A 25,392-nucleotide genomic window follows, 5' to 3' on the forward strand; every position below is an offset into this window, starting at 1 on the left:
GAGAAGTTGATCAGCGTTGTCCGGGGCAACCCGACACCCGAGGAACTGGCCGCCGCCATCGCGGCGACCCTGGCCGTCGCCAGAACCCACGCCCAACCGCCCCCCACCCCACCCACCCCGGCCAACACCTGGTCCACCCCGACCCCACCCGCCCCCCTCCCCACCCCGGGCCCCCACGCCTGGCGCACCAGCTACTGGCCCAGGTAGGGCGAGGCCGACTCCGCCCACCACCATCCGGAGAATCACCGCGAATCACCCGGGACAGCAGGGCCGTTCCCCTCCCATCCTGATCGGGACCTGTCCCGCTGTGAGAGGAACAACGACAATGGCGCGACGACTCCGGTTCATCGGCACCGAGTCGTTCACGAAACAGGTGCCACCGGCGGCGTGAGCACCGACTATCAGCAGGCGAGGGTGGCCCTCGGTGCGCGGCTGCGTGAGCTGCGCGCCGAGCGGCGCCTGACCGGGCGTCAGTTGGCGGCTCGGCTCGGCTGGCCGCAGTCCAAGGTCAGCAAGCTGGAGACCGGCCGCCAGACCGCGACGGCGGAGGACCTGCTGGCCTGGGCGGAGGGCACCGACCGGCCGGAGGCCGCCGAGGAGCTGATCACCCGGCTGCGGAGCCTGGAGTCCCGCACCCGCTCCTGGCGCCGCCGACTCGCCGCCGGGCACAAGCCGGTTCAGGACGCGCTGACGGTCGAGTACCAACGCACCCGGACCTTCCACGTCTGGGAGGGGGCCATGGTCGTCGGGATACTCCAGACGGCCGACTACGCCCGCCATGTCTTTCTCCGCTACGCCGATCTGCACCAGTCCGTCCGTGACACGGACGAGGCCGTGCGGGCGCGGATGGGGCATCAGGACATGCTGTACCAGCGGGGCCGCACCTTCCACATCGTGATGTGGGAGGCGGCGCTCCGCGCTCTGGTGTGCCCGCCCTCCGTGCTCGCCGCGCAGCTCGACCGGCTGGCGGGCGCCATCGGTCTCGACACCCTCACCCTGGGCATCGTCCCGTTCGACGCCCCGCTCGACATCCCACCGGCCAACGGGTTCTGGGTCTACGACGACCGCCTGGTGATCGTGGAGGACTGGCACGCGGAACTCTGGTTGGACGATGCCGACAGTGTGGGTGTCCACCGCAAGGTGTGGCGGTCCCTGGCGGACGCCGCCGTCTATGGCGCGGACGCCCATCGGGTGATCTCCCGCGCCAGGCGGGCCCTGGACTCCCGCTGAATCATGGGGAACAGCGGGCGCCCGTACGGGAATAACGGCGCATCAGCTCCGACAGCGGCCCTCGCCCGTCCCTAACGTGGCTCGCACAGGCACATCGACGATGCGAGGGAGCACACGATGGGTGGAAAGCACGGCGGCGGCACGGGCGGCGGGCAGGGCGGAAGCCAGCAGGACGACAGCCAGTCGGGCGCGGGCCACGGGGGTGGCGGCTCCGAGGGGCAGGACTCGGGGCACAGTGACACCAACGGCGGCGGCACGGGCGACGGCGGCCGGCGGTCGTGGCTGGACACTCCGGAGTGTCCGGTTCCCGTCCGGGGATAGCCGTGGGTCAGCGGCGGCGGTGGGCGTGGAGGAGGGCTTGGGGGACGGGGTTGGTCGGATCGAGGAGGAGTTGGGCCTCGATCTCGAAGTCGGCGGCGTGGAGCCAGTCGGCCATCCGCTCGGGACGGCGGCGGTGGACCCGGACCCGCATCGGGTGGCCGCCGTAGCCCTGGGTCTTCAGCCGTGACCCGTCGCCGACATGAAAACCGAGTTGCAGGGGTGCGCCCGGGCGCAGGACCCGGTGGAAGTGGTCGAGGACGGTGGGCACCTCGTCGTCCGGGAGGTGGATCAGCGACCAGTAGGCGAGCAGCCCGGCCAGCGAGCCGGTGGGGAGGGTGAGGTCCGTCATCGAGCCGACGTCGAACCGCACGCCCGGATGGTCGCGGCGGGCCGTCTCGACCATGCCGGGCGAGAGGTCGATCCCGAAGGCGTCGACGCCCAGGGTGCGCAGATGGGCGGTGACGGTGCCGGAACCGCAGCCGATATCGGCGACCCGGCCACCGCCGGCAGCGCTCACCTGCTCGGCGAACAGACCCAACGCCGCCCGTAGCCACGGCTGTTCGGCCAGGGCGCCGCGCCGCAACTCGGCGTAGTCGGCCGCGACGGTGTCATAGGAGGCTCGGGTGTCGGCCAGCCAGTCGTTCTCGTTCATGGCCGTAACGTAGTCAACCGCGGGTATCCTTGGCTTGGTCCCCAACTCGTAGGCGCAGCAGAGGTGTTGACGGAAATGTTCACCGTCACGCAGTCGGCCGACGACCTTCCCTCGGCGGATCGGTTCGCCTGGTGGCACGACATGACCATGGCGGCGTTGATCCCGACCGCGATGCGCACGGAGCATCCGGACGACTTCCGTGCCTCGCTCACCATGGTGGATCTGGGGCTCGCCCAGGTCTCGTCGATGTTCTATCCCTCCATCTCCCGGGTCCGCCGCACGCCCAGGCTGATTCGCCGTGGCGACCCCGAGTATCTGCAGCTCTCCCTGACCGTCAGCGGCCGGATGCGGCTGGCCCAGTCGCGGAACGAGGCGTGCTTCGGCGACGGCGGCATGGTGCTCTATGACTCCTCCCATCCGTTCGACGGCTGGGCGTTGCCCAGCAGGGGGGACGGTGTGCACCAGATCCTGGTGCAGTTGCCGCGTCGGCTGCTGCCGGCCCGGCCGGACCAGCTCACCGCGCTGCTCTCCACCGCGCTGTCGAGCGACGGGGGCTTCGGCGAGATCCTGGCGCGGATGCTGACCCAGCTGACCGAACGTCCGCACGAGTACGGCCCGGAGGACGCGCCCCGGCTCGGCGCGGTGCTCATCGAGCTGCTCGCCGCCACCATCGGGCAGCATGTCGACCAGCGCCCCCATGAGCCGGCCGAACGGTATCCGCACGCGCTCTTTCTGCACGTCCAGAGCTTTGTGCACCACCACCTCTCCGATCCGGAGTTGACCCCGGAGGCCATCGCCAGAGCCCACCATCTCTCCCCCCCCCCGTTCGCTGCACCGGCTGTTCCAACAGCACGGCACCACCGTCACCGGCTTCGTCCGCCGCCAGCGGCTGGAACGGGCCCGTCGCGAGCTGGCCAACCCCCTGCTGGCCGGCGTCACGGTCAGCGCGATCGCACTCCGCCTCGGCTTCCGGCGGCCCGCCGAGTTCAGCCGGGCCTTCCGCGCCGCCTATGGCGTCCCACCACGCGACTACCGCGCCGCGGCCCTGCGCGGCGTCGACCTCAACCGCGCGCCGAAGCCCTGACGTTCAGCCGGGAAGCACCGCCGCCGGTGACGGGCCCTCAGGGGTGAGCGGGGTCCTCAGGGGGTGAGCGGGCCGGCGAGGACAGCGAGGGCGGTCTCGCGGTCGCCGGCCCAGTGGAGGGCGGGGCTGGTGGTGGGTATGCGGCCCCAGAGCAGCAGCAGAAGCTGCTCCGCCGGCGCCGATATCGTGGCCGCCGGGACGCCCGCCCCATGGACCCAGCTGGCGCCCGTGTCCGTGGCGGTGAGGCGCAGCGCCTGGCGCGGCGGTCGGGCGCGGCCACGGGCCACCTGCCGGGGGGCCATCGTGTCGAAGACCTCCGCCACGCCCTCGCCCGCCAGCTCGGGGTCGAGCGGGCGGGCGGCGCCCAGGGCGGATTCGGCGTCCCAGCGGTGCACCAGCGTCTCCAGGGCGCGGCGTCGTTGCCAGAAGCCGACCGTACGGGGTGGATGGAACGTCCAGGCCTCGGCGGCGGGATCCGTGTCCAGGGCGGTGCGCAGCGTCCGCGAGGTGTCCTCGAACCAGCGGATCAGCGCCGCCCGTTCGCGGGGCGCCGGCCCGCCGCCGCCGCCGTCGCCGTGCCCCTCCGTCACGGCGGTGGCCGCCCAGATGTTCTCGCTGCCGAGATGCTCCGCGAGATCGAGCAGCGTCCAGTCGCCGCAGTGCGCGACGGGCGCGGACAGATCGCCGTCGAGGCAGGCGCGGAAGGCGGTCAACCCGGTGTGCAGATGATGGAGAAGCAGTGCCGATTCCATGGGGAGAAGGTAGCGCGCCCCACTGACAATCCGGCCGGACACCGCCCCGACGCCCCCTCGAAGGCCGGCGGCTAACGGTTGGCGGCCGCGGCGGCCAGCCCGCGCCGGGCGGCGTCCACGGTGTCGGCCGGGCAGCTGTTGAAGCAGATGGTCGCCCGGGGGGCGTGCCGGTGGACGGTGTTGATGACGCGCTCGAACAGCAGCAGGTTCTCCGGGACCACCCGGGCCCCGGCGCAGATCAGCACGCAGTCGAAGTCGCCGCGCGACAGGGCCTCCCGCACCACGGCCTCCGCCGTCGCGCCGAGGTCGATGACGCAGCGCTCCACGGTCAGCCCGAGCGCCGTCAGTTCGGCGTCGATCGCCGCGCGCGAGGCGCGCACCCTGGTGGTCCTGAAGTCCGGCAGGGTGCGGAGGTCGACCAGCCTGGAGTCGACGGCGACGACCAGGACGCTGGGGCGGGTGGTGGACGGGAGTTCCCGCCCGTCGACGTCGCTGTCGAGGATCACGGGTTCACTGTTCGTGGCCATGACAGAACGGTATGACCACCGGCATGTCTCCGGTCAACGGCGCATATCCCGCCATAGGGTCACCGATCAACGCGCCCCGGCCCGACCGCCGCCGAACGGGCTGTCCACGAGATAACGCCAACGGCCGTCGGCGCCGCGTCGGGCGATATCGGTGGCGGTACCGGCTACCTCGGCGCCCGGCAGCTCCCAGTCCACGACCAGCAGCGCGGTGTCGCCCACCACCGTGACCGCGCGCGGGCGCACCGCGATGGGGTAACCCAGGGCGAGGAAACCGGCGTTGGCCGCCGCGATGGCGTCGGCTCCGCGCGCCACCCGCCCCTCGGCGGTGACAAACGCCGCGTCGGGCACGTATATCTCGGCGAGCGCCGCCGCGTCACCACTGTTGAAACGGGACGCGAAGACCTCGGGGACCCGTTCCGCCTCCCGCGCCAGGGGCAGGGGCCGGGCCGGCGGCAGGGGTCGGGTCGGCGGCGGACTATCGTGCGGGGACGCCGCGGACGACGATCCGCTCATGGCTGTGTTCATGCCGGCGACCCTAGGAGGCCCCCTCGTGACTCACCCAACGGTGCGCCACCGGACACCGGCCCCGGCCCGCCCCGGGCTGCCCGAGGATCCGCGCGCGGAGACCTCGCGGCCGCGGCCGGACTGTCCGGTGGAGGTGACCCTGGCGGCGCTGCGCGGGCGGTGGACGACGCTGCTGGTGCGGGAGCTGCTGCGGGCGGAGGCACCGCTGGGCTACGGCGAGTTGTCCGCCGCGCTGCCCGAGCTGTCCGACAAGGTCCTCACCGACCGGCTGCGGCAGTTGGCCGCCGCCGGCGTGGTCCGGCGCGAGCGCCACCCGGGCTGGCCGGCGACCGTCACCTACCGGCTGACCGCGCACGGCCGGGCCCTCGGCCCCGTCCTCCAGGCCCTCTGGGACTGGGGCGCGGCGCCGCCCACCGCCTAGGCACCGTCCAGCGGCATCCGTCCATGGGCACCCGGGGGATGCCGTCGCCGCCCTATGCTCGGAAGCATGGAACTGGCCATGGGTGCGGAGAGCGTCGGAACGTTCCTCAAGAGTCGCCGCGCGCGGGTCACCCCGGCCGCCGCCGGGCTCAGGACCTATGGCACGGCGCGCCGCGTTCCCGGCCTCCGGCGCGAGGAGCTGGCCCAACTCGCCGGCGTGAGCGCCGGCTACTACACCCGGCTGGAACAGGACCAGGCCGGCACGGCGTCCCGGCAGGTCCTCGACGCCCTCGCCCGCACGCTGGGGCTCGACGCGACGGAGACCGCGCATCTGCACAATCTGGCCCGTCGACCGGCCGGGCCGCCCCCGGTCCGCCAGCGGTGCGAACGGCCGCACCCCCGGGTGCTCGCGCTGCTGGCGTCGCTCGACCAGCTGACGCCCGCCGTCGTCCTGGGGCGGCGCGGGGACGTGCTGGCGTGGAACCGCACCGGGCACGCCCTGGTCGCCGGGCACCTCGACTTCGACGCGCCCCAGGACCCCGAACGCAGGCCGTCCATCCCCCGGATGTTCTTCCTCGACTCCCACACCCGTGAACTGCACCGGAACTGGGACGAGTTGGCCCGCGTCCACGTGGCGTATCTGCGGTTCACCGCCGGACGCAACCCCACCGACCGCAGGCTCGCCCGGCTGATCGGCGAACTCGTCATGCACAGCGAGGACTTCGCCAGGCTGTGGGCCGTCGGCGATGTCGCCGACTGCACCGTGGGCACCATGCGGCTGCGCCATCCGACGGTCGGCCGGGTCGACGTCGACTACCAGGTGTGGCTCCAACCCGACAGCGTCGACCACCGGTTGGAGATCTACACGCCCTATGACGATCCGTCAGCGGACGCGCTGCGGCTGCTTTCGGGCCAGGTTGCCGACCAACGGGCGGCCGCGGGCGGGGAGTTGGCGGAGTGAGCGGTTGGCGGACCCTCGGCGTGGGCTGGCGCGACGGGGCGGCCGGCTGGGAGTGGGCCGGGCCCGGCGGGGTCGCGCGCTCCAGCCCGCTTCCGGTGGGCGCCGAGCTGGCGTTCACCGTCGGCGCCGATCGCCGCTGTGTCGGCGTCTGGCGCTCGGGGCGACAACTGGCGTGCCCCACCGCCGCGTTGATCGATCCGGCGGCGCGCGGCGCGCGCTGCGCCTCCTGCCAGACGCTGGACCGAAGCCACTCGGTCGCCACCGACACCGGCCTCGACGATCCGCGCCCGTTCACCGTCTATCTCGCCCATCACGGTTCGGTGGTCAAGGTCGGCATCACGGCCGTCGAACGGGGCGCATCCCGGCTGTTGGAGCAGGGCGCGCTCGCCTCCACCGTGCTGTCGACCGGCCCCCTGCCGGCCGCCCGCCGCTGCGAGCATCTGCTGGGCGCGGCCCTCGGCCTGCCCGACCGGGTCACCGCCGCCCGGAAGAGAGCCGCCAGGCTCCGCCCCGCCCCGGCGGACGAACGGGCCGCCGCCCTGCTCGCCACCACCGAACGGGCCCACCGGCTGCCCGGCTGGCCGGACGGGCAGGCCCGCCGCGAACCGGCCGTCGTCGACCACACCGCCGCCTATCCGCTGCCGGCGGACGGGCTCCGCCCCGCCTCGGCCGTGGCACCGCTCGCGCCAGGACACGTGCTGACGGGAACGGTGCGCTGCCGGATCGGCGGGGACGTCTATCTCGCCGCGCCCGGCGGGCGGTTGGTGCTGCTGGACACCCGGCTGCTCGCCGGCTGGGCCCTGGCCCCGGCCCCGCCGGACGCCGGGTTCAGCGCCCCGCTGGCACCGGTGGAGCACCGGGAGCAACCGGAGGACCAGGCCGCGCTGTTCTGAGCGCGGCGGCCCGGTGTCCGCACCGGCTACTCCTCGCCCAGCTCCTTGCGGAGCCGGTCCTTGTTCATCTGGGATCTGCCGGGCAGCTTCCGGCGCTGCGCCTCCGCGTAGAGCTGGTCGTAGGTCGGGCCCCTGGCGCCCCGGTGGGAGCGTTCGCCGCCGCGCTTCGACGGCGACATGTCGCGCGTCGAGATCCGGCTGGCGGTGCGGCTCTCGCCGGTCCTGGCGCGCACCTTGTTGACCGTGCGGGCGGCGATCTCCTTCGCCCGACGTTCGCTCTCGCCACGTTCTCTGGCGCTCTTCCTGATGTCCTCGTACTGCCGTTCCCGCTTGGGAGAGGAACCGCTGGGCATGCTGATCGCCTCCTCCTCGATGCCGCCGCGCCACGAAGCCGCCGCGCGCTGCGAAGCCGCCACGGACGAACGTTCAGGGGCCGTCCCGGAAGCCGCTCCCCGGCTGCTGCGGGGTGCCGTGCGGCGGGGCGTGGGACGGCGGCGCCGAGGTGGCCGGCGTCACCGGCGGACCGGATCGCGCGCCGGCCGGCGCATCGCTGTGCGGCGGCTGGCCGCCGGCCGTCGGCTCCGCCCCGTCGTCCAACCGCCGCAACCGTCCCACCAGCAGGTTCTTCACCGCAGGGCGGTCCGCATGGTCACGTTCATGATCCAGCAGCGTCCGCAGCTCCGGCGCGTCCAGGGCGCGGACACGGTGCTGCAGGGTGCCGATCGCCTGCTGGTCCCAGTCCGCTATCGGTAGTTCCTCGCGGCCCATCTGCTCCTCCTCACTGCGTGTGCTGCACGGTTTGCGGCTGCACGCCCCCGAGTGACCGCTCGCCCCGATCCCAAACGGGCCGGCGGCCCTCGCCTCCGGCGGGGCGGCTAACCTCCCGCCCATGGGTGAGAGCGCGTGAGTGAGAGCGGGGCCGCCGCGCGGCGGCTGGTGTTGGCGTCCCAGTCCCCGGCCAGGCTCGGGCTGCTGCGGCAGGCCGGGTTGGCGCCCGAGGTGATCGTCAGCGGGGTGGACGAGGAGGCGCTGATCGCCGACTCCCCCGAGGAGTTGGCCGGGCTGCTGGCCGAGGCCAAGGCCCTGGCGGTCGCCGAACGGCCGGCCGCGGCCGGCGCGTTGGTGCTGGGCTGCGACTCCGTGCTGGAGCTGGACGGCGCCGCGCTCGGCAAGCCGGCGGACGCCGAGGAGGCCACCACCCGCTGGAAGGCGATGCGCGGCCGGGACGGCGTGCTGCGCACCGGCCACTGCCTGGTCGACACGGTCGACGGACGCCGCCGAACGGCCGTCGCGTCAACCACCGTCCACTTCGGTGACCCCTCGGACGCCGAGATCGCCGCCTATGTCGCCAGCGGCGAACCGCTCCATGTCGCCGGCGCCTTCACCCTGGACGGGCGGTCCGCCCCGTTCGTCGACGGCGTCACCGGCGACCCGGGGACCGTCATCGGCCTCTCCCTGCCGCTGCTGCGGAAGCTGCTCGCCGGGGTCGGGGTCGCCATCACCGACCTGTGGGCACCTTGACCCGGCACCCCGTCCCTCGGCAGGGTGGAGTACCAGGCAGAGCACCAACAGGCCGAAGACCACCATCACCAGGGCGAAGGCCCACCAGCCGACCAACCCGACCGAGAGTGCGCCCAGGGCCAGTTGGAGCGCGGCGGCGACGCCGAGCAGTGCCCGACCGAACCGGCCGGGCGCCACGTTCCGCACCGCCAGCCACGTCAACAACCCACCCACCCAGCCCAGAAACCCGGCCAACGCCGCGCCCGCCGCCCAGGCGGCCACGCTGAGGGTGGTGGCCGACACTCCGGCGACCGACATCCGCTGACGGTCGACCGTCATTCCGAGAATCCAGAGCAGCAGCCCGAGGGCCGCCGCCCAACCGATGACCACTGCGGCGGTGACCGCCGTCACGCTTCGTCCGCCCCGGTTCACGCCTCGCACGCTACTGCCGGGTAACGGGTCGGACAAGGCTTCTCGCGGCCGCAAAGAATTTCATGAACCATTGTGCGATTCCCACAACAACAGCCCCTGCGAGCCCCTGACCTCGCTGACCTGCCCCCCTCTCGGGCGCGGGTCAAGTGATCACCGTCAACAGGGCGCGTACCTTGGTATCGCAAGGCTGCAAGCGCCCAAGGGCGCTGCCTCCCACCCAAGGTGTGGGCGAGGTCACCCCTGTGGGCGACTCGTTGCGAGGTGTCGCCAGTACCTAAAATCGCTTTGTTCCAAGGAGGGAGCCATCGTGCGTAAGGTGCTCATCGCCAACCGCGGCGAAATCGCCGTGCGGGTAGCCCGGGCCTGCCGGGACGCCGGCATCGCCAGCGTGGCCGTCTACGCCGAGCCGGACCGGGACGCCCTGCATGTGCGGGCCACCGACGAGGCGTTCGCCCTGGGCGGCGACACACCGGCCAGCAGCTATCTGGACTTCGACAAGGTGCTCAACGCCGCGGCCGTCGCGGGGGCGGACGCGGTGCACCCGGGCTATGGATTCCTGTCCGAGAACGCCGACTTCGCGCAGGCCGTGCTGGACGCCGGCCTGATCTGGATCGGCCCGTCGCCCGACGCCATCCGCTCGCTCGGCGACAAGGTGGCCGCCCGGCACATCGCGCAACGCGCCGGCGCGCCCCTGGTCGCCGGCACCAAGGACCCGGTCGGCGGCTCCGACGAGGTCGTCGCCTTCGCCCGCGAGCACGGGCTTCCGGTGGCCATCAAGGCGGCCTTCGGCGGCGGCGGTCGGGGCCTGAAGGTCGCCCGCACGCTGGAGGAGATCCCCGAGCTGTTCGACTCGGCGGTCCGCGAGGCGACCGCCGCCTTCGGCCGCGGCGAATGCTTTGTCGAGCGCTATCTCGACCGCCCGCGCCATGTCGAGACGCAGTGCCTCGCCGACACCCACGGCAATGTCGTGGTGGTCTCCACCCGCGACTGCTCCCTCCAGCGGCGCCACCAGAAGCTGGTGGAGGAGGCCCCCGCGCCCTATCTGACGGACGCTCAGAACGCCGAACTCTACGCGGCGTCCAAGGCGATCCTCCGCGAGGCCGGCTATGTCGGCGCCGGCACCTGCGAGTTCCTGGTCGGCCAGGACGGCACCATCTCCTTCCTTGAGGTCAACACCCGTCTCCAGGTGGAACATCCGGTGACGGAGGAGGTCACCGGCATCGACCTGGTGCGCGAGCAGCTGCGCATCGCCGAGGGCGAGGCCCTGGGCTACGACGACCCGCCGCTGCGCGGCCACTCCTTCGAGTTCCGGATCAACGGCGAGGACCCGGGCCGCAATTTCCTGCCCGCGCCCGGCACGGTCACCACGTTCGCGCCGCCGCTCGGCCCGGGCGTGCGGGTGGACACCGGCGTCGAGTCGGGCTCGGTCATCGGCCCGGCGTGGGACTCCATGCTCGCCAAGCTCATCGTCACCGGCGCGGACCGGCGGCAGGCCCTCCAGCGGGCGTCGCGCGCGCTGGCCGAGTTCCAGGTCGAGGGGATGGCCACCGTGCTGCCCTTCCACCGCGACGTGGTCACCGACCCGGCGTTCGCCCCCGAGGTGAACGGCCGCGTGGGGGAGCCGTTCGCCGTCCACACCCGGTGGATCGAGACCGAGTACAACAACGCCCTGCCCGCCTTCGACTCGGTGCCGAGCGAGGCCGAGGAGAGCGGGATCAGGGAGACGGTCGTCGTCGAGGTCGCCGGCAAGCGGCTGGAGGTCTCGCTGCCCGCCACGCTGGCGATGCCGCTGGCCCGTGCGGCCGTCGCCGGCGGCGCGCGGCCGGCGCGCCGCAAGGCCGGCAAGCGGGCGGCGGCCGCGCCGACCGGCGACGCACTGCCGTCGCCGATGCAGGGCACGGTGGTCAAGGTCGCGGTGGAGGAGGGGCAGCACGTCGAGGAGGGCGAGCTGGTCATCGTCCTTGAGGCGATGAAGATGGAACAGCCGATCAACGCCCACCGCGCCGGCACCGTCGGCGCCCTCAAGGCCGAAGTCGGCGCCTCCCTCTCGGCGGGCGCGGTCATCTGCGAGATCAAGGACTGATCTCCGGCGGAGCGCTGGCCGCGCCGGCCAGCCCCACCACCACCCCGCCGGCCGGCGGCGAGTTCGGACGTGGTCCGACGAAGGCCCCGTAAGACCAGCCGGCCGGCGGCGGGTTGGGGCATGACCCAACGGACATCCCGGCACGTCCCGATCGGCGGGGACCCGCACGAACAACCTGGCCACCGGGCGCGTTCCGTCATGGCCCAACGAACCGCCCGGCGCGGCCCGATCGGCGGGGGCCCGTCCGCCAGGACGGTACCGCCCCGGGCCCGGCCAGCAGCCGGTTCGGACGCGGCCCGACGGAAGCTCGTAAGAACAGCCGGCCGACGGCGGGCTACGGCGTGACCCAACAAACGGCCCGGCACGGCCTGACCGGCGGGAGCCCGCACAAACAACCGGCCGGCGCGAGCCCCGGCCACCGGGCGCGTTCCGTCATAGCCCAACGAACCGCCCGGCACGGCCCGATCGGCGGGGACCCGTCCGCCAGGACGGTACCGCCCCGGGCCCGGCCAGCAGCCGGTTCGGACGCGGCCCGACGGAAGCTCGTAAGAACAGCCGGCCGACGGCGGGCTACGGCGTGACCCAACAAACGGCCCGGCACGGCCTGACCGGCGGGAGCCCGCACGAACAACCCGGCCACCGGGCGCGTTCCGTCATGGCCCAACCAACGGCCCGGCGCGGCCTGATCGGCGGGGGCCCGTCCGCCAGGACGGTACCGCCCCGGGCCCGGCCACCGGCCGGTTCGGACGTGGTCCGCCCGGCACCGTCCGTACGCACAACCGGCCGCCGGCAGGCACCGCGGCGTTGGCACTTCCCCGCCCTCGCCTCGGCCTGCCGGGCCGGGGCGAGGGCGGGCGGCCACGGCCGCGCGGCCGTGGAGCTACCCGCTATCGGCGACGCGGCGCCAGGTCCGAGACGCGCTGGCCCATCGGCGGGGTGCCGGAGAGGTGCCCCGTCGCCCTCGGCGCCGGCAGGGACAGATCGCGGCGGACCGCGTCGCCGCCCCGATCGGCCGGCTGCTTGGCGCTCGGCGTCGGCGGCGCGCCGACCACCGAGATCCGCACGCCCTGGTCGGCAAGAGCCTCCAGCTCGGCTCCCGCCTTCTCCGCCTCCGGCGGCGGCTGGTCGGTGATCAGCTGGGTGATCAGGTCGGTTGGCACGGTCTGGAACGCCGTGTCGGCGCCCAGCTTGGTGTGGTCGGCCAACACCACCACCTCGGCGGCCGCGCGCAGCAGCGCCCGGTCGACGCTGGCGGCGAGCATGTTGGACGTGGACAGCCCGCGGTCAGCGGTGAGCCCGGAGCCGGACAGGAAGGCGCGGCTGACCCGCAGGCCGAGCAGCGACTGTTCGGCACCGCTGCCGACCAGCGCGTAGTTGGAGCCTCGCAGGGTGCCGCCCGTCATCACCACCTCCACCCGGTTGGCGTGCGCCAACGCCTGGGCGACCAGCAGCGAGTTGGTGACCACCGTGAGCCCGGGGACCCGGGCCAGCCGGCGGGCCAGCTCCTGTGTGGTGGTGCCGGCGCCGACCACGATGGCCTCGCCCTCCCGCACCAGCGAGGCCGCGTGTTCCGCGATGGCGGTTTTCTCCGCCGTCGCGGCCATCGCCCGCTGGGGAAATCCGGATTCCCGGGTGAAGCCACCCGGGAGGACCGCGCCTCCATGTCTGCGGTCCAGCAGTCCTTCTGCCTCCAGGGCGCGGACATCGCGCCGGACGGTCACTTCTGAGGTCTGGACGACGCGGGCCAGCTCGCGGAGCGACACGGCTCCGTTGGCGCGCACCATTTCGAGAATCATCTGACGACGTTCTGCAGCGAACACGGAACCGACAGTAACCCCAACGACCATCTGCTTTCAGCAGGTTGCGAGGATCTATCGAAGTTGTCTATACGCACGCCCCAGGCGTGCTACGCGCCGGGGGCGCACCCCAATGCTTCCAGCGCCGCCCTATGCCTACTGTTCTTCCAGCCCTTTTCGGGTATGCAACTGGCGTGCCGCCTCAGCGATCGAACCCGACAACGAGGGGTAAACGGTGAACGTTTTTGCGATCTGCTCCACCGTCAAACTGTTGTCCACCGCAATCGCTATCGGGTGAATCAGTTCGCTGGCCCGAGGGGAGACCACCACACCGCCGACCACAATGCCCGTTCCGGGTCGGGCGAAGAGCTTCACAAAGCCGTCCCGAACGCCCTGCATCTTGGCGCGGGGATTTCGCAGCAGCGGCAACTTCACCACCCGGGCGTCGATCCGCCCGGCGTCCACGTCCTGCTGGCTGTAGCCGACGGTGGCGATCTCGGGGTCGGTGAAGATGTTCGCCGACACCGTCTTCAGATCGAGCGGGGCCACCGCGTCGCCGAGGAAGTGGTAGATCGCGATGCGGCCCTGCATCGCCGCCACCGAGGCCAGCGCGAAGACGCCGGTGCAGTCGCCGGCCGCGTAGACGCCGGGCGCCGTGGTGCGGGACACCTTGTCCGTGAGGATATGGCCGGACTCGGTGAGCTTGACGCCGGCCTCCTCCAGGCCCATGTCGGCCGTGTTGGGCACCGCGCCGACCGCCATCAGACAGTGCGTGCCGGAGAGGGTGCGACCGTCCGAGAGGGTGATCTCCACCCGGTCCCCGACCCGCTTGGCCGAGGCGGCCCTGGAGCGGGAGAGCACGTTCATCCCGCGCCGCCGGAAGACGTCCTCCAGCACGGCCGCCGCGTCCGGGTCCTCCCCCGGCAGCACCCGGTCGCGCGAGGAGACCAGCGTCACCCGGGAGCCCAGCGCCTGGTAGGCGCCGGCGAACTCGGCCCCGGTGACGCCGGAGCCGACCACGATCAGCTCCTCGGGCAGCTCCTTGAGGTCGTAGACCTGGGTCCAGTTGAGGATGCGTTCCCCGTCGGGCCTGGCGTCCGGGATCTCCCTGGGGTGACCGCCGGTACACACCAGCACGCCGTCGGCGATCAGCTCCCGCTCCGCGCCGCGCTCGTCCGTGACCGCGACCTTCCGGGTGCCGTCCGTGTCCTGGCCGGGCAGCAGCCGGCCGCGTCCGCGCAGCACCGTGACCCCGGCCCGCTGCACCGAGCCGGTGATGTCGTGGGACTGGGCCAGCGCCAGCCGCTTCACCCGCCGGTTGACCACGCCCAGGTCGACGCCGATGCCGCGCACCTCGTCCCCGACGCCGTCCCCGTCGTGATCGATCTCGATGCCCAGCTCCTCGTGCGAGGAGTCGAAGCCGGTCATCACCTCGGCCGTCGCGATCAGGGTCTTGGAGGGCACGCAGTCCGTGAGCACCGAGGCGCCGCCCAGGCCGTCCCGGTCGACAACGGTCACCTCCGCGCCCAGCTGCGCCGCCACCAGCGCCGCCTCGTACCCGCCTGGTCCGCCACCAATGATCACGATTCGAGTCACCATTCCAGTGTCCCGCACGACTCGTCCCTTCCGCTCCCGACCCCCGGAGCGGGGGCACGTCACCCACGGGAGCGGTCTTCCGCGTCGATCCCGGTAGTGCCGGCGCGCCTCTCCCGTACGCTCTAGGGCCATGTCCCTCTACGCCGCTTACGCCGGAAACCTCGACCCCCGGCTGATGGCCCGGCGCGCACCGCACTCCCCGTTGCGCGGCACCGGCTGGATCTCCGGCTGGCGCCTCACCTTCGGCGGGGAGGAGATGGGTTGGGAGGGCGCCCTGGCCACCCTGGCCGAGGCCGGCGTCCCCCCGGCGCCCGACGTCTTCGTCGCCCTCTACGACATCGCCCCCATGGACGAGGAACGCCTCGACCGCTGGGAGGGCGTCGGTCTGGACATCTACCGCCGGACGCGGGTCCGGGTCGACACCCTGGACGGCCAGGTCTCGGCGTGGGCCTATGTGCTCAACGGCTACGAGGGCGGGCTGCCGTCGGCCCGGTATCTGGGCGAGATCGCCGATGCCGCCGAATCGGCCGGGGCGCCGCACGACTATGTGATGGAAATCCGCAAACGCCCCTGTTGAGACGGGCCCCCGAAGCACCCACCGGCCGCCGTCCGATGGCTGGTACCCGATCCCGGGGGCATATCCCGTCTACGCGCGTAGGGACAAAGCGGCTAGGCTCACCTTGTGAACGCATCTGACATGGCCCGCTCGGGCGACGCCGCAGCCGCTCGCCTACGCGAGTTGACCGGTGTGAACAGCCATGACGTCGCACTGGTCATGGGGTCCGGCTGGGCCCCCGCCACCGAGCGGCTGGGGACACCGATCCGGGAGCTGGACGTCACCGAACTTCCCGGTTTCCCGCCGCCGGCCGCCGAGGGGCACGCGGGCAAGATCCGCTCCTACCAGGTGGGGGACAAACGCGCGTTGGTCTTTGTCGGCCGCACCCACTTCTACGAGGGGCTCGGCGTCGGCGCCGTCACCCACGGGGTGCGCACGGCGGTGGCCGCCGGCTGCAAGACGGTGGTGCTCACCAACAGCTGCGGCGGGCTACGCGACGGGATGCATGTCGGACAGCCGGTACTGATCAGCGACCACATCAATCTGACCGCGACCTCGCCGATCGTGGGCGCGAACTTCGTTGATCTGACCGATCTTTACTCGCCACGCCTGAGGGCCCTCTGTCGGGAGATCGATCCAAGCCTCGAAGAGGGCGTCTATGTGCAGTTCCCCGGTCCGCACTACGAGACGCCGGCCGAGATCCGGATGGTGCGCACCCTCGGCGGCGATCTGGTCGGCATGTCCACCGTGCTGGAGGCCATCGCGGCCCGCGAGGCGGGCGCCGAGGTGCTGGGCGTCTCCCTGGTCACCAACCTCGCGGCCGGGATCACGGGGGCCCCGTTGAACCACGAGGAGGTCCTGCGGGCCGGCCAGGACTCGGCCGCCCGGATGGGCGACCTCCTGGCCCAGGTGCTCATCAAGTCCTGAACGCGACAGGACCACCCCCGAACGAGTACTCATGCGGACGAACACCCCTAGCGGCGGGAGCGAGAACGTGGCGGGCGACACCGGCGGCGACAGGAACGAGCTGATCGCACGGGCCAGGGCCTGGCTCGCCGAGGATCCGGACCCGGACACCCGCGCCGAGCTGGCCGCCCTGCTGGACGCGGACGATGCCCAGGCGCTCGCCGAACGGTTCGCCGGCACCCTCCAGTTCGGCACCGCCGGGCTGCGCGGCGAGATGGGCGCGGGCCCGATGCGGATGAACCGCGCCGTGGTGATCCGCGCCGCCGCCGGGCTCGCCGCCTATCTCCGGGACCGCTCCCCCGGGCTCGTCGTCGTCGGCTATGACGCGCGGCACAACAGCGAACGCTTCGCCCGGGACAGCGCCGCCGTGTTCACCGGCGCCGGGCTGCGCGCCGTGCTGCTGCCCAGGCCGCTGCCCACTCCCGTACTGGCCTTCGCCATCAGGGAGTTGGGCGCGGTGGCCGGCGTCGCCGTGACCGCAAGCCACAACCCGCCCCGGGACAACGGCTACAAGGTCTACCTCGGCGACGGCAGCCAGATCGTGCCGCCGGCCGACGCGGAGATCGCCGCCGAGATCGCCGCCGTCGGCGCGCTGGCGGATGTGCCCAGGCCGGCGGAGGGTTGGGAGGTGCTGGGCGAGGACATCGTCACCGCCTATCTGGCCCGCACCGGCGCCGCCCTCACCGAGGGCGCACCGCGCACGCTGGGCACGGTGTACACGCCGCTGCACGGTGTGGGCCAGTCGGTGCTCACCGAGGCCTTCACCAGGAACGGTTTCGCGGCCCCCGTCGAAGTGCCCCAACAGTCCGCGCCCGACCCGGACTTCCCCACCGTGGCCTTCCCCAATCCGGAGGAGCCGGGCGCCATGGATCTGGCGCTCGATCTGGCCAGGTCCACCCCCGGCACGGATCTGGTGCTGGCCAACGACCCGGACGCGGACCGCTGCGCCGTGGGCGTCCCGGACGCGGCGGCCGACGGCGGCTGGCGGATGCTGCGCGGCGACGAGGTGGGGGCGCTGCTGGCCAGCCATCTGGTGCGGCGCGGCCGCCGGGGCACGTTCGCCACCTCGATCGTGTCCTCGTCCCTGGTCGGCCGCATCGCCGCCGACGCCGGGCTGCGCTATACGGAGACGCTGACCGGCTTCAAGTGGCTCGCCCGGGTACCCGAGTTGGGCTATGCCTTCGAGGAAGCGCTCGGCTACTGCGTCGATCCGGCCGGCGTGCGTGACAAGGACGGCATCACGGCCGCCCTGCTGATCGCCGAGCTGGCCGCCGAACTCCGCGCCGTGGGGCGGACGTTGACGGATCTGCTGGACGAACTGGCGGTGCGGCACGGGCTGCACGCCACCGACCAGCTCTCCGTCCGGGTGGCCGATCTCTCGCTGATCGCCGACGCGCTGCGCCGGCTGCGGTCCGCGCCGCCGACCGCGCTGGCAGGGCTGGCGGTGGCCGCGGCCGACGATCTCACCGAGGGCAGCGCCGAACTGCCGCCGACGGACGGGCTCCGTTACCACCTGACCGGCGAGGGCGAGGTGGCGGCGGCCCGGGTGATCGTCCGGCCCTCCGGCACCGAGCCCAAGATCAAGTGCTATCTGGAGGTGGTGGTCCCGGCGGCCGATCTCGCCGCCCTGCCCTCCGCCCGCGCCGTCGCCGCCCGTACCCTGGCCGCGCTGAAGAAGGACCTGGCCGCCCAGGCCGGCCTCCCGGGGTGATCCGGCGACGGCCCGTCCGAACCGCCGCACCGGCCCCGACGACGGAGCGCACCCGGACATGAGCGAGTCCCCGCCCCGGTGCGTACGGGCGGGGACTCGGCCGACTCGGTCAGGCGGCCCGGTCGGCGGACGTGCGGGTCAGCGCGTGCGCCCGGTCAGGGCAGCGTCACCCCGGAGACGGCGGCCGCCTCCGTGACGCGCTGGTAGAAGGTGGTGCCGCCGACGGAGCAGTTGCCGCTGCCGCCGGAGGTCAGGCCGTAGCCGACGCTGCCGCCCCACAGCGGACCGCCGCTGTCGCCGGGCTCGGCGCAGACGTTGGTCCTGATCATGTCGTACACGACCTCGCCGTTGCCGTAGTCCACGGTGTAGCCGAGGCCGGTGACGCTGCCGCAGTGCACGCCGGTGGTGCTGCCGCTGCGGCAGACCTGCGTGCCGACCGCGGGGTCGGCGAACGAGGTGATGGTGCCGCCGCCGACCACCGTGCCGGGCACGGACGCGGGCTGCGGGTCGTACTGCACCAGGCCGAAGTCGTCGCCGGGGAAGTACGAGCTGACGGTGAAGCCGATCTGGCTGACCCCGTCGCTCCACAGCGGGTACGGCGGCGTGGGGCCGTACGGGTCGTCCGTGCAGTGGCCGGCCGTCAGGAAGTAGAAGGTGCTTCCCGAGCGGACGTTGAAGCCGAGCGAGCAGCGCCAACCGAGATCGGCGTAGATGGCGTCACCGCCCTGCAGGTACTGCTCGAACACGCCGGGGGTGTGCTCGATGTCGAGCGCGCCGGACAGCGTCCCCGCGCTCTCCTTGATCTCGGCGATCTCCGCGCGGGTCACGGAGTCGTCGACGAGCACGTGCACCGTGCCCGCCGCCTCGTCCACGGCCCATGCGGTGCCACCCACATCGGCGGCGTCAACGGCCTCGGCGACGGTGGCGAGTTGGGTGGCGCTGAACGTCTGGGCCGAATCGGCCTGGGCTGCTCCCGGCACCGCGAGTGCGGAGCCGGCGATCAGGCCGGTGGCCACGGCAAGTACCTTGAGCCCGCGGGCCATTCGGCCGCGACGGGTGGTGCGCTGCGTACTCACTTGCTGCCTCCGTTGGGATTCATGGATCCGGTGGATGAGCTGACCGTGAGGTGCCTGTAACGTGCGCGTAGCACTCGCGAGGGTCATGCCCACGACAAGTGCTCCACAGAATCTTCCCATCGCGAACCGCGTTGGCAAGGACGGGATTTGGCCACTTGCCCCGGGCCCGCTCCTGCCCTCCGGCGGCGCGACCACTCCCCCGGCGGGCGCCGCTCGACGGGCGGCCGTTGTCAGACCCTCGGTCTAGGGTTTCCGCATGAGTGTTTCCCTCTACTACCGCGCCACCGGGGCGGCGACGCCGGCGGCGGTGGCCGAGATCCAGCGGGTGGTGGCCGCGCGCGAGGCGTCCTTCCCCTATGCCGACGAGGAGTCGCTGTTCCTCTATGACCGACGGCGGCGCGCCCCGGAGGAGATACTCGCCGGATCCACCAAGCTGCCGAGCGATCCGGATCGACAACTACCGGTGATCGCCCATGTGTTGGCCTCCCTCACCGCACTGCGCCGCGCCCTCCCCGGCTCCGACTGGCATGTACACATGGACGATCTGGACATCCCCTGGGCGGAGCCCCAGGGCTACACCCTCCCGGGCCTGACGGACGCGGCCGACGGTGCCGGCTAGGCCACGGCGGGGACGATATAGGAGTAGACGTCCTCGATCACATGGCGCTCGTTGTAGTACTGGATGGTGTCGCCGAGCGTGTTGTTGAGGATTCCCGTGTCCAGTCCCGCGTGGTAGTCGGTCGGGCCATTGGTGCCCCGGCCGATATGCACCCGCAGCAGGCTGCCCGGCTCGATCCGGTAGCCGTCCTCGATCCGCACCCGGACATTGCCGGCCTGGTCGCGCAGATAGTGGCCGCCGACGTCGATCGGGCGGTCGGTGGTGTTGCGCAGCGCGACATACTCGGAGTTCTCCTCCTGCATGTCGTCGCCCGAGGGGTTCGGGTAGACATGGTCGACCACCACGCCGGCCGCTCTGGGCAACGGGTCGCGGCCGGCACGGACCCGCAGCGCGGTGTCGGTGAGGTTGGTGACCAGATAGTCGTAGCCCTGGTCGAGCGCCATCTCGATCTGTTCGGGGCTGTCCACCGGGTCGCTGTAGACCAGCAGCCCGGCCGCCCGCGCCCGCCGGATGTCCCCGGCGTGCGTCACACGGGGGTCGGCGAAGACGCCGACGGTCCAGTCGGCCAGTTCGGCCAGTTCCGCGTCCTCCAGCATCGCCCCGCCGGTGAGATAGGCGATCGGCACCTCGGGCAGCACCGCGCTGAACTCGCGCAATGCGTCCTGGTCCCGCGAGTGCACCATGATCCGGAAGGCGCCGGACCGCGTCCTGGAACCGTCGTCCAGGCCGTACTCGGCGAGCAGTTCTGCCAGCGCGGTCGCCACCCCCGGGCTCTTGGCCGGCGCCTTCAGCTCGAACGTGAACGCCGCGCGGCCCCGGTTGAGCCGAAGGATCTCCTCGACGGTCGGCACCCGCTCGCCCGCGTACTCCGCGCGGTGCCAGGAGCCGGCGTCCAGCCGCCTGATCTCCTCCAGGGTGAACGCGCCCACGTCCTCGCCCGCCCGGTCGGGGAAGACCTCGGCGACATCGGTGGTCCGTGCCAGGGTGTCGTCGTGCAGCAGCACCAACTCCCCGTCGGCCGTCAACTGGACGTCGCCCTCCAGGACTTCGGCGCCCTGCGCCAGCGCCTCACGGTAGGCGGCGGCGGTCTCCTCCGGAGCGTGCCGGGGCGCGCCCCGGTGCGACACCACCGGCACGTCCCGATGGTGCCCGCCGCCGCGCGACGCGGTCTCCGCCGCCGGCTCCCGGGGGGTGGCCGGCGCCGGACCGGCCTGGACGCCGGCCAACGAGGTCAGGGCGACGGCCAGCGCCGCCGTCAGAGGAATCACCAGGGGACGTACCCGCATCCGTAACGCACCTCGATCATCTGAGTGTTCGGTTTCTTGGCTTCCTGGGGCGCCAGAGACCCTACGAAGCATCCGCGTACGGTCGGCGAACGTGACACAAAGCGCAATCGTCCAGTCGGTGGGCTGATCACGGTGGGGCCGACGGGAACAATGGGAACTATGGGGTAACGGTTGGCCGAAGCGGAGCGAGGGTCCGGCAGAATCGTGGGTATGACGAGTGAGCCCGAGAAGTACGCCGACCGCATCTACCGCTCCGGGTCGGCGCTGGCCGCCGGCGTGCTGCTGCTCGGCCTGGTGGGCTGGCTCGCCGGCGACGCCCTGCTGCGCGGCGACGGCCGCACGCCGGTGACCGCCCTGGCCACGCTGTTCTTCGTGGCACCCCTGGTGATCGCCTTCACCCTGCGCCCGGCGGTCTTCGCCTCCGACGAACGCATTCGCGTCCGCAACCCGTTCCGCACCGTCACAGCGCCCTGGGGCGCGGTGGAGAGCATCAGGGCCAGCTACTCGACCGAGCTGCTGGCGGGCGGCGTCAAGTACCAGCTGTGGGCGATCCCGGTCTCCCTGCGCGCCCGCTCCAAGGCCAACCGCCGCAACGAACAGGCCGCCTCGGGCCGTACCCCACGCTCCTTCCTCGGCCTGGGCGGCCACGTCGGCGGCCCCGAACCGGACGGCGACCGTGCGGCCCCCGGCGACATGGCGGTCGCCGAACTGCGCGAGCTCTCCGAACGCCACGGCGAGTCGGAGGCAGCCGATGGTACGGTCACGGTTCGCTGGAGCTACGAGATCCTGGCCCCCCTGGGCCTGGGCGCCGTCGGCCTGCTGATCCTGTGGCTGACCTCCTGAGGGCGGCTTCGACGCCGCCGCTGCCACCCCGCGAGCGCCGTAACCGTGCGACGGCGATCACGGGTACCGGACACCCGCCACCCGTGCGTGCGTGCGGAGGACGCGTCCGCGTCGATCCCCAACCGGGGCGAGGGCCGACCCGGCCCCTGGCCGGAAACGGTTGGGGGGATGACAGGCCACTACGCGCGTAGATATGCTCATCTGGTGACCATGCCATCCACCGCAACGACGCTGGCGGACGTGACGTCGTCCGATGCCGCGCTGCGCCGCTTTCTGCACGGACTTCCCGGAGTCGACGCGGTGGGCCTGGAGGCCCGTGCCGCCGCCCTGGGGACACGTTCGATCAAGACAACGGCCAAGGCGTACGCCATCGATCTGGCCATCTCCATGATCGATCTGACCACTCTTGAAGGCGCCGACACCCCGGGCAAGGTGCGGGCCCTCTGCGCCAAGGGCGCCGCGCCCGATCCGACCGACCCCGGCACCCCCCGGGTCGCGGCGATCTGTGTGTACTCGGATCTGGTGGCCGTCGCCAAGGAGGCGCTGGCCGGCACGGATATCGCGGTGGCCTCGGTGGCCACCGCGTTCCCCGCCGGCCGGGCGGCCCGTTCGGTCAAGCTGGCCGACACCGCCGAGGCGGTCGCGGCCGGGGCCGACGAGGTCGACATGGTGATCGACCGGGGCGCGTTCCTGTCCGGCCGCTATCTCTCCGTCTTCGAGGAGATCGTCGCGGTGCGCGAGGCCAGTGGCGACGCGCATCTCAAGGTGATCCTGGAGAACGGCGAGCTGGTCACCTATGACAACATCCGCCGGGCCTCCTGGCTGGCGATGTTGGCCGGGGCCGACTTCATCAAGACCTCGACCGGCAAGGTCGGGGTGAACGCGACGCCCGCCAACACCCTGCTGATGCTGCAGGCCGTGCGGGACTTCCGCGCCGCCACCGGTCGGCAGATCGGGGTGAAGCCGGCGGGCGGCATCCGCACCGCCAAGGACGCCGTGAAGTTCCTGGTGCTGGTGAACGAGACCGCGGGGGCCGACTGGTTGGATCCGGCCTGGTTCAGGTTCGGCGCCTCCAGCCTGCTGAACGATTTGCTGATGCAGCGTCAGAAGCTCAGTACCGGACGGTACTCGGGTCCCGACTATGTGACGGTGGACTGAGGAGCATGACGACCTTCGATTACGCGCCGGCCCCCGAGTCCAGGGCGATCGTGGACATCGCGCCGTCCCACGGCCTCTTCATCGACGGGGAGTTCAGGCCGGCGGCCGACGAGGCGGTCTTCAAGACGGTGTCGCCGGCCAGCGAGGAGGTGCTCTCCGAGGTGGCGCAGGCGGGCGCCGAGGATGTGGACGCGGCGGTGCGGGCGGCCAGGAAGGCGTTTGCCGGCTGGTCGGCGCTGCCGGGTGCCGAGCGCGCCAAGTACCTGTTCCGTATCGCCCGGTTGATCCAGGAGCGGTCGCGCGAGCTGGCGGTGCTCGAGTCGCTGGACAACGGCAAGCCGATCCGGGAGTCGCGGGACGTCGATCTGCCGTTGGTGGCCGCGCACTTCTTCTACTACGCCGGCTGGGCCGACAAGCTGCCGTATGCCGGATTCGGGCCCGTGCCACGCCCGTTGGGGGTGGCCGGGCAGGTGATCCCGTGGAACTTCCCGCTGTTGATGCTGGCCTGGAAGGTCGCTCCGGCGCTGGCCACCGGCAACACCGTGGTGCTCAAGCCGGCCGAGACCACGCCGCTGACCGCGCTGCTGTTCGCCCGCATCTGCCAGCAGGCCGGGCTGCCGCGCGGGGTGGTCAACATCCTGACGGGGGACGGTTCCTCGGGTGCCGAGCTGGTGGCGCATCCGGGCGTGGACAAGGTGGCGTTCACCGGTTCGACCGAGGTGGGCAAGGCGATCGCCCGTTCGGTGGCCGGCAGCGACAAGCGGCTCACCCTCGAACTGGGCGGCAAGGCGGCCAATATCGTCTTCGAGGACGCGGCGCTCGACCAGGCGGTCGAGGGCATCGTCCAGGGCATCTTCTTCAACCAGGGCCATGTGTGCTGCGCCGGTTCGCGGTTGTTGGTGCAGGAGTCGGTCGCCGACGAGGTGTTGGCCGCGCTGAAGGAGCGGATGAGCACCCTGCGGGTGGGCGATCCGTTGGACAAGAACACCGATATCGGGGCCATCAACTCGGCCGAACAGCTGGCGCGGATCAGAGCGTTGGCGGACGCCGGGGCGGCCGAGGGCGCGGAGCGCTGGTCGCCGGAGTGCGAACTGCCGTCCCAGGGCTTCTGGTTCGCGCCGACGGTGTTCACCGGGGTGACCCAGGCGCATCGGATCGCGCGGGAGGAGATCTTCGGCCCCGTGCTCTCGGTGCTGACATTCCGCACCCCGCAGGAGGCGGTGGAGAAGGCGAACAACACGCCGTACGGGCTCTCCGCCGGCATCTGGACGGAGAAGGGTTCGCGCATCCTGTGGATGGCCAACCGGCTGCGGGCGGGCGTGATCTGGTCCAACACGTTCAACAAGTTCGATCCGACCTCGCCGTTCGGCGGCTATCAGGAGTCGGGTTACGGCCGCGAGGGTGGCCGTCACGGTCTGGGGGCCTACCTTGATGTCTGAGTCGCAGTCGGGTCTCAAGCTGCCCGTTCTCAAGACCTACAAGCTGTTTGTCGGGGGCGCGTTCCCCCGATCCGAGAGCGGGCGGGTGTATGAGGTGACCGACGCCAAGGGCGAGTGGCTGGCCAACGCCCCGCTGGCCTCGCGGAAGGACGCCAGGGACGCGGTGGTCGCCGCGCGTAAGGCGTTTCCGCGCTGGTCGGGGGCGACGGCGTACAACAGGGGCCAGGTCCTCTACCGGATCGCGGAGATGGTGCAGGGCCGCCGGGAGCAGTTCCGCGCCGAGGTGGCGCTGAGCGAGGGGCTGTCGAAGTCGAAGGCCACGGCGGCCGTCGACGCGGCGATCGACCGGCTGGTCTGGTACGCGGGCTGGTCCGACAAGGTGGCCCAGATCGCGGGTGGCGCCAACCCGGTGGCCGGCCCGTTCTTCAATCTGTCGACGCCCGAACCGACGGGTGTGGTCGCGGTGTTGGCGCCGCAGGGGTCCTCGTTGCTGGGGCTGGTGTCGGTGTTGGCGCCGGTGCTGACCACGGGCAGTGTGGCCGTGGTGGTCGCCTCGGAGCGCGCGCCGCTGCCGGCGCTGTCGTTCGCCGAGGCGCTGGCCACCTCGGATGTGCCCGGCGGGGTGGTCAACGTGCTCAGCGGGCGGACCGCCGAACTGGGCCGTCCGCTGGCCGCGCACCAGGATGTCAACGCCATCGATCTGACGGGCGCCGACGCGGAGTTGGCGACCGAGTTGGAGGTGCTGGCGGCGGAGAACCTCAAGCGGGTGCGGCGTCCCGACCCGGCGGAGGACTTCGCGGCCGATCCGGGCACCGGGCGGCTGCTGGGCTTCCTGGAGACCAAGACGGTCTGGCACCCCACCGGCGTCTGACCTCCGGGGCCCCTTCGCGGAAACCGCAGATAACACGGAAAACGCAGAAAACGCGGCGGGGGCGCGGGGGTTGGCCGGACCCCCCGGCCGACCGA

27 protein-coding genes and 1 pseudogene are annotated in these 25,392 nt (G+C 72.3%); 18 read left to right on the forward strand and 10 right to left on the reverse strand.

All coding sequences use genetic code 11. The features are described from left to right. Positions 1–6 precede the first annotated feature (6 nt). From AOM46_RS07240 to AOM46_RS33040, 3 genes are all read left to right on the forward strand, one after another. Positions 7–207, forward strand: coding sequence for an acyl-CoA carboxylase epsilon subunit (locus AOM46_RS07240; protein ID WP_062207169.1), 201 nt, complete (start codon positions 7–9; stop codon positions 205–207). Between the two features lie 180 nt (positions 208–387). Beyond that, on the forward strand, positions 388–1,230 hold the full coding sequence (locus tag AOM46_RS07245; protein WP_062207171.1) for a helix-turn-helix transcriptional regulator: 843 nt from the start codon (positions 388–390) through the stop codon (positions 1,228–1,230). Between the two features lie 117 nt (positions 1,231–1,347). After that, positions 1,348–1,551, forward strand: coding sequence for a hypothetical protein (locus tag AOM46_RS33040; protein WP_062207173.1), 204 nt, complete (start codon positions 1,348–1,350; stop codon positions 1,549–1,551). 7 nt (positions 1,552–1,558) lie between these two features. On the opposite strand, the gene AOM46_RS07255 is transcribed toward AOM46_RS33040, so the two are convergent. Continuing rightward, positions 1,559–2,203, reverse strand: a complete 645-nt coding sequence (locus AOM46_RS07255; RefSeq protein ID WP_062207175.1) for a class I SAM-dependent methyltransferase — start codon at positions 2,201–2,203, stop codon at positions 1,559–1,561. A gap of 171 nt (positions 2,204–2,374) precedes the next feature. Here AOM46_RS07255 and AOM46_RS35150 point away from each other — a divergent pair. Beyond that, positions 2,375–2,812, forward strand: a pseudogene (locus AOM46_RS35150) (AraC family transcriptional regulator); the annotation flags it as partial. Between the two features lie 229 nt (positions 2,813–3,041). Next, entirely contained in the window at positions 3,042–3,287 is a 246-nt protein-coding gene (locus tag AOM46_RS35155; RefSeq protein ID WP_234313715.1) for a helix-turn-helix domain-containing protein, read from the forward strand. Between the two features lie 56 nt (positions 3,288–3,343). Here the strand turns inward: AOM46_RS35155 and AOM46_RS07265 are convergent, their stop codons facing one another. The 3 genes from AOM46_RS07265 to AOM46_RS07275 form a co-directional block, all read right to left on the reverse strand. Then, positions 3,344–4,039 carry a maleylpyruvate isomerase family mycothiol-dependent enzyme gene (locus AOM46_RS07265; protein ID WP_062207179.1) on the reverse strand — a complete coding sequence of 232 codons (696 nt, stop codon included), beginning with the start codon at positions 4,037–4,039 and terminating at the stop codon, positions 3,344–3,346. A 71-nt stretch (positions 4,040–4,110) separates the two neighbouring features. Beyond that, positions 4,111–4,566: a hypothetical protein gene (locus AOM46_RS07270; protein ID WP_199823932.1), complete on the reverse strand. Its 456-nt coding sequence runs from the start codon at positions 4,564–4,566 to the stop codon at positions 4,111–4,113. A 66-nt stretch (positions 4,567–4,632) separates the two neighbouring features. Next, positions 4,633–5,091: a nuclear transport factor 2 family protein gene (locus AOM46_RS07275; protein ID WP_078856572.1), complete on the reverse strand. Its 459-nt coding sequence runs from the start codon at positions 5,089–5,091 to the stop codon at positions 4,633–4,635. Between the two features lie 25 nt (positions 5,092–5,116). Between AOM46_RS07275 and AOM46_RS07280 the strand changes: the two genes are divergently transcribed. From AOM46_RS07280 to AOM46_RS07290, 3 genes are all read left to right on the forward strand, one after another. Next, positions 5,117–5,512: a helix-turn-helix domain-containing protein gene (locus tag AOM46_RS07280; RefSeq protein WP_062207181.1), complete on the forward strand. Its 396-nt coding sequence runs from the start codon at positions 5,117–5,119 to the stop codon at positions 5,510–5,512. Positions 5,513–5,590: 78 nt separating this feature from the next. Further along, positions 5,591–6,472, forward strand: coding sequence for a helix-turn-helix transcriptional regulator (locus AOM46_RS07285; protein ID WP_199823944.1), 882 nt, complete (start codon positions 5,591–5,593; stop codon positions 6,470–6,472). After that, positions 6,469–7,365, forward strand: coding sequence for a DUF2797 domain-containing protein (locus AOM46_RS07290; RefSeq protein ID WP_078856573.1), 897 nt, complete (start codon positions 6,469–6,471; stop codon positions 7,363–7,365). The genes AOM46_RS07285 and AOM46_RS07290 overlap by 4 nt, the downstream gene beginning before the upstream one ends. Positions 7,366–7,391: 26 nt before the next feature. On the opposite strand, the gene AOM46_RS07295 is transcribed toward AOM46_RS07290, so the two are convergent. Beyond that, positions 7,392–7,718, reverse strand: a complete 327-nt coding sequence (locus AOM46_RS07295) for a hypothetical protein (RefSeq protein ID WP_062208642.1) — start codon at positions 7,716–7,718, stop codon at positions 7,392–7,394. 73 nt (positions 7,719–7,791) lie between these two features. Continuing rightward, on the reverse strand, positions 7,792–8,133 hold the full coding sequence (locus AOM46_RS07300) for a hypothetical protein (RefSeq protein ID WP_062207182.1): 342 nt from the start codon (positions 8,131–8,133) through the stop codon (positions 7,792–7,794). 165 nt (positions 8,134–8,298) lie between these two features. Between AOM46_RS07300 and AOM46_RS07305 the strand changes: the two genes are divergently transcribed. Both AOM46_RS07305 and AOM46_RS07310 read left to right on the forward strand, forming a co-directional pair. After that, the gene (locus tag AOM46_RS07305; protein WP_062208644.1) at positions 8,299–8,886 is read left to right on the forward strand and encodes a nucleoside triphosphate pyrophosphatase; all 588 of its coding nucleotides are present in this window, start codon (positions 8,299–8,301) and stop codon (positions 8,884–8,886) included. Positions 8,887–9,604: 718 nt separating this feature from the next. Further along, the gene (locus AOM46_RS07310; RefSeq protein WP_062207184.1) at positions 9,605–11,380 is read left to right on the forward strand and encodes a biotin carboxylase N-terminal domain-containing protein; all 1,776 of its coding nucleotides are present in this window, start codon (positions 9,605–9,607) and stop codon (positions 11,378–11,380) included. An 887-nt stretch (positions 11,381–12,267) separates the two neighbouring features. On the opposite strand, the gene AOM46_RS07315 is transcribed toward AOM46_RS07310, so the two are convergent. Continuing rightward, positions 12,268–13,164 (reverse strand): DeoR/GlpR family DNA-binding transcription regulator, encoded by an 897-nt coding sequence (locus AOM46_RS07315; protein WP_062207186.1) that lies wholly within the window; start codon positions 13,162–13,164, stop codon positions 12,268–12,270. A gap of 168 nt (positions 13,165–13,332) precedes the next feature. Beyond that, positions 13,333–14,775 (reverse strand): NAD(P)H-quinone dehydrogenase, encoded by a 1,443-nt coding sequence (locus AOM46_RS07320; RefSeq protein ID WP_078856576.1) that lies wholly within the window; start codon positions 14,773–14,775, stop codon positions 13,333–13,335. A 127-nt stretch (positions 14,776–14,902) separates the two neighbouring features. Between AOM46_RS07320 and AOM46_RS07325 the strand changes: the two genes are divergently transcribed. The 3 genes from AOM46_RS07325 to AOM46_RS07335 all read left to right on the forward strand — a co-directional run bounded on the left by AOM46_RS07325 (position 14,903) and on the right by AOM46_RS07335 (position 18,005). Continuing rightward, a complete protein-coding gene (locus tag AOM46_RS07325) occupies positions 14,903–15,349 on the forward strand; it encodes a gamma-glutamylcyclotransferase (RefSeq protein WP_062207188.1) in 447 nt (148 codons plus the stop codon). Between the two features lie 120 nt (positions 15,350–15,469). After that, entirely contained in the window at positions 15,470–16,255 is a 786-nt protein-coding gene (locus AOM46_RS07330; RefSeq protein ID WP_062207191.1) for a purine-nucleoside phosphorylase, read from the forward strand. A 31-nt stretch (positions 16,256–16,286) separates the two neighbouring features. Then, complete coding sequence (locus AOM46_RS07335; protein ID WP_062207193.1) at positions 16,287–18,005, forward strand: phospho-sugar mutase; 1,719 nt, start codon at positions 16,287–16,289, stop codon at positions 18,003–18,005. 155 nt (positions 18,006–18,160) lie between these two features. Here the strand turns inward: AOM46_RS07335 and AOM46_RS07340 are convergent, their stop codons facing one another. After that, complete coding sequence (locus AOM46_RS07340; RefSeq protein ID WP_062207195.1) at positions 18,161–19,048, reverse strand: S1 family peptidase; 888 nt, start codon at positions 19,046–19,048, stop codon at positions 18,161–18,163. 289 nt (positions 19,049–19,337) lie between these two features. Here AOM46_RS07340 and AOM46_RS07345 point away from each other — a divergent pair, with 289 nt between their 5' ends. After that, positions 19,338–19,700: a hypothetical protein gene (locus AOM46_RS07345; RefSeq protein ID WP_062207197.1), complete on the forward strand. Its 363-nt coding sequence runs from the start codon at positions 19,338–19,340 to the stop codon at positions 19,698–19,700. Here the strand turns inward: AOM46_RS07345 and AOM46_RS07350 are convergent. Then, positions 19,697–20,986 carry a glycerophosphodiester phosphodiesterase family protein gene (locus AOM46_RS07350; RefSeq protein WP_062207199.1) on the reverse strand — a complete coding sequence of 430 codons (1,290 nt, stop codon included), beginning with the start codon at positions 20,984–20,986 and terminating at the stop codon, positions 19,697–19,699. The genes AOM46_RS07345 and AOM46_RS07350 overlap by 4 nt on opposite strands. A 210-nt stretch (positions 20,987–21,196) precedes the next feature. Here AOM46_RS07350 and AOM46_RS07355 point away from each other — a divergent pair, with 210 nt between their 5' ends. From AOM46_RS07355 to AOM46_RS07370, 4 genes are all read left to right on the forward strand, one after another. After that, positions 21,197–21,829 (forward strand): PH domain-containing protein, encoded by a 633-nt coding sequence (locus tag AOM46_RS07355; protein ID WP_062207201.1) that lies wholly within the window; start codon positions 21,197–21,199, stop codon positions 21,827–21,829. Between the two features lie 210 nt (positions 21,830–22,039). After that, a complete protein-coding gene (gene deoC, locus AOM46_RS07360; protein ID WP_234313716.1) occupies positions 22,040–22,987 on the forward strand; it encodes a deoxyribose-phosphate aldolase in 948 nt (315 codons plus the stop codon). A 5-nt stretch (positions 22,988–22,992) separates the two neighbouring features. Beyond that, positions 22,993–24,426 (forward strand): aldehyde dehydrogenase family protein, encoded by a 1,434-nt coding sequence (locus AOM46_RS07365; protein ID WP_062207204.1) that lies wholly within the window; start codon positions 22,993–22,995, stop codon positions 24,424–24,426. Beyond that, a complete protein-coding gene (locus tag AOM46_RS07370) occupies positions 24,419–25,297 on the forward strand; it encodes an aldehyde dehydrogenase family protein (RefSeq protein ID WP_062207206.1) in 879 nt (292 codons plus the stop codon). Before AOM46_RS07365 ends, AOM46_RS07370 begins: the two co-directional genes overlap by 8 nt. Positions 25,298–25,392: the final 95 nt, after the last annotated feature.

Source organism: Streptomyces sp. NBRC 109706 (genome assembly GCF_000974485.1).
GTDB lineage: Bacteria > Actinomycetota > Actinomycetes > Streptomycetales > Streptomycetaceae > Streptomyces.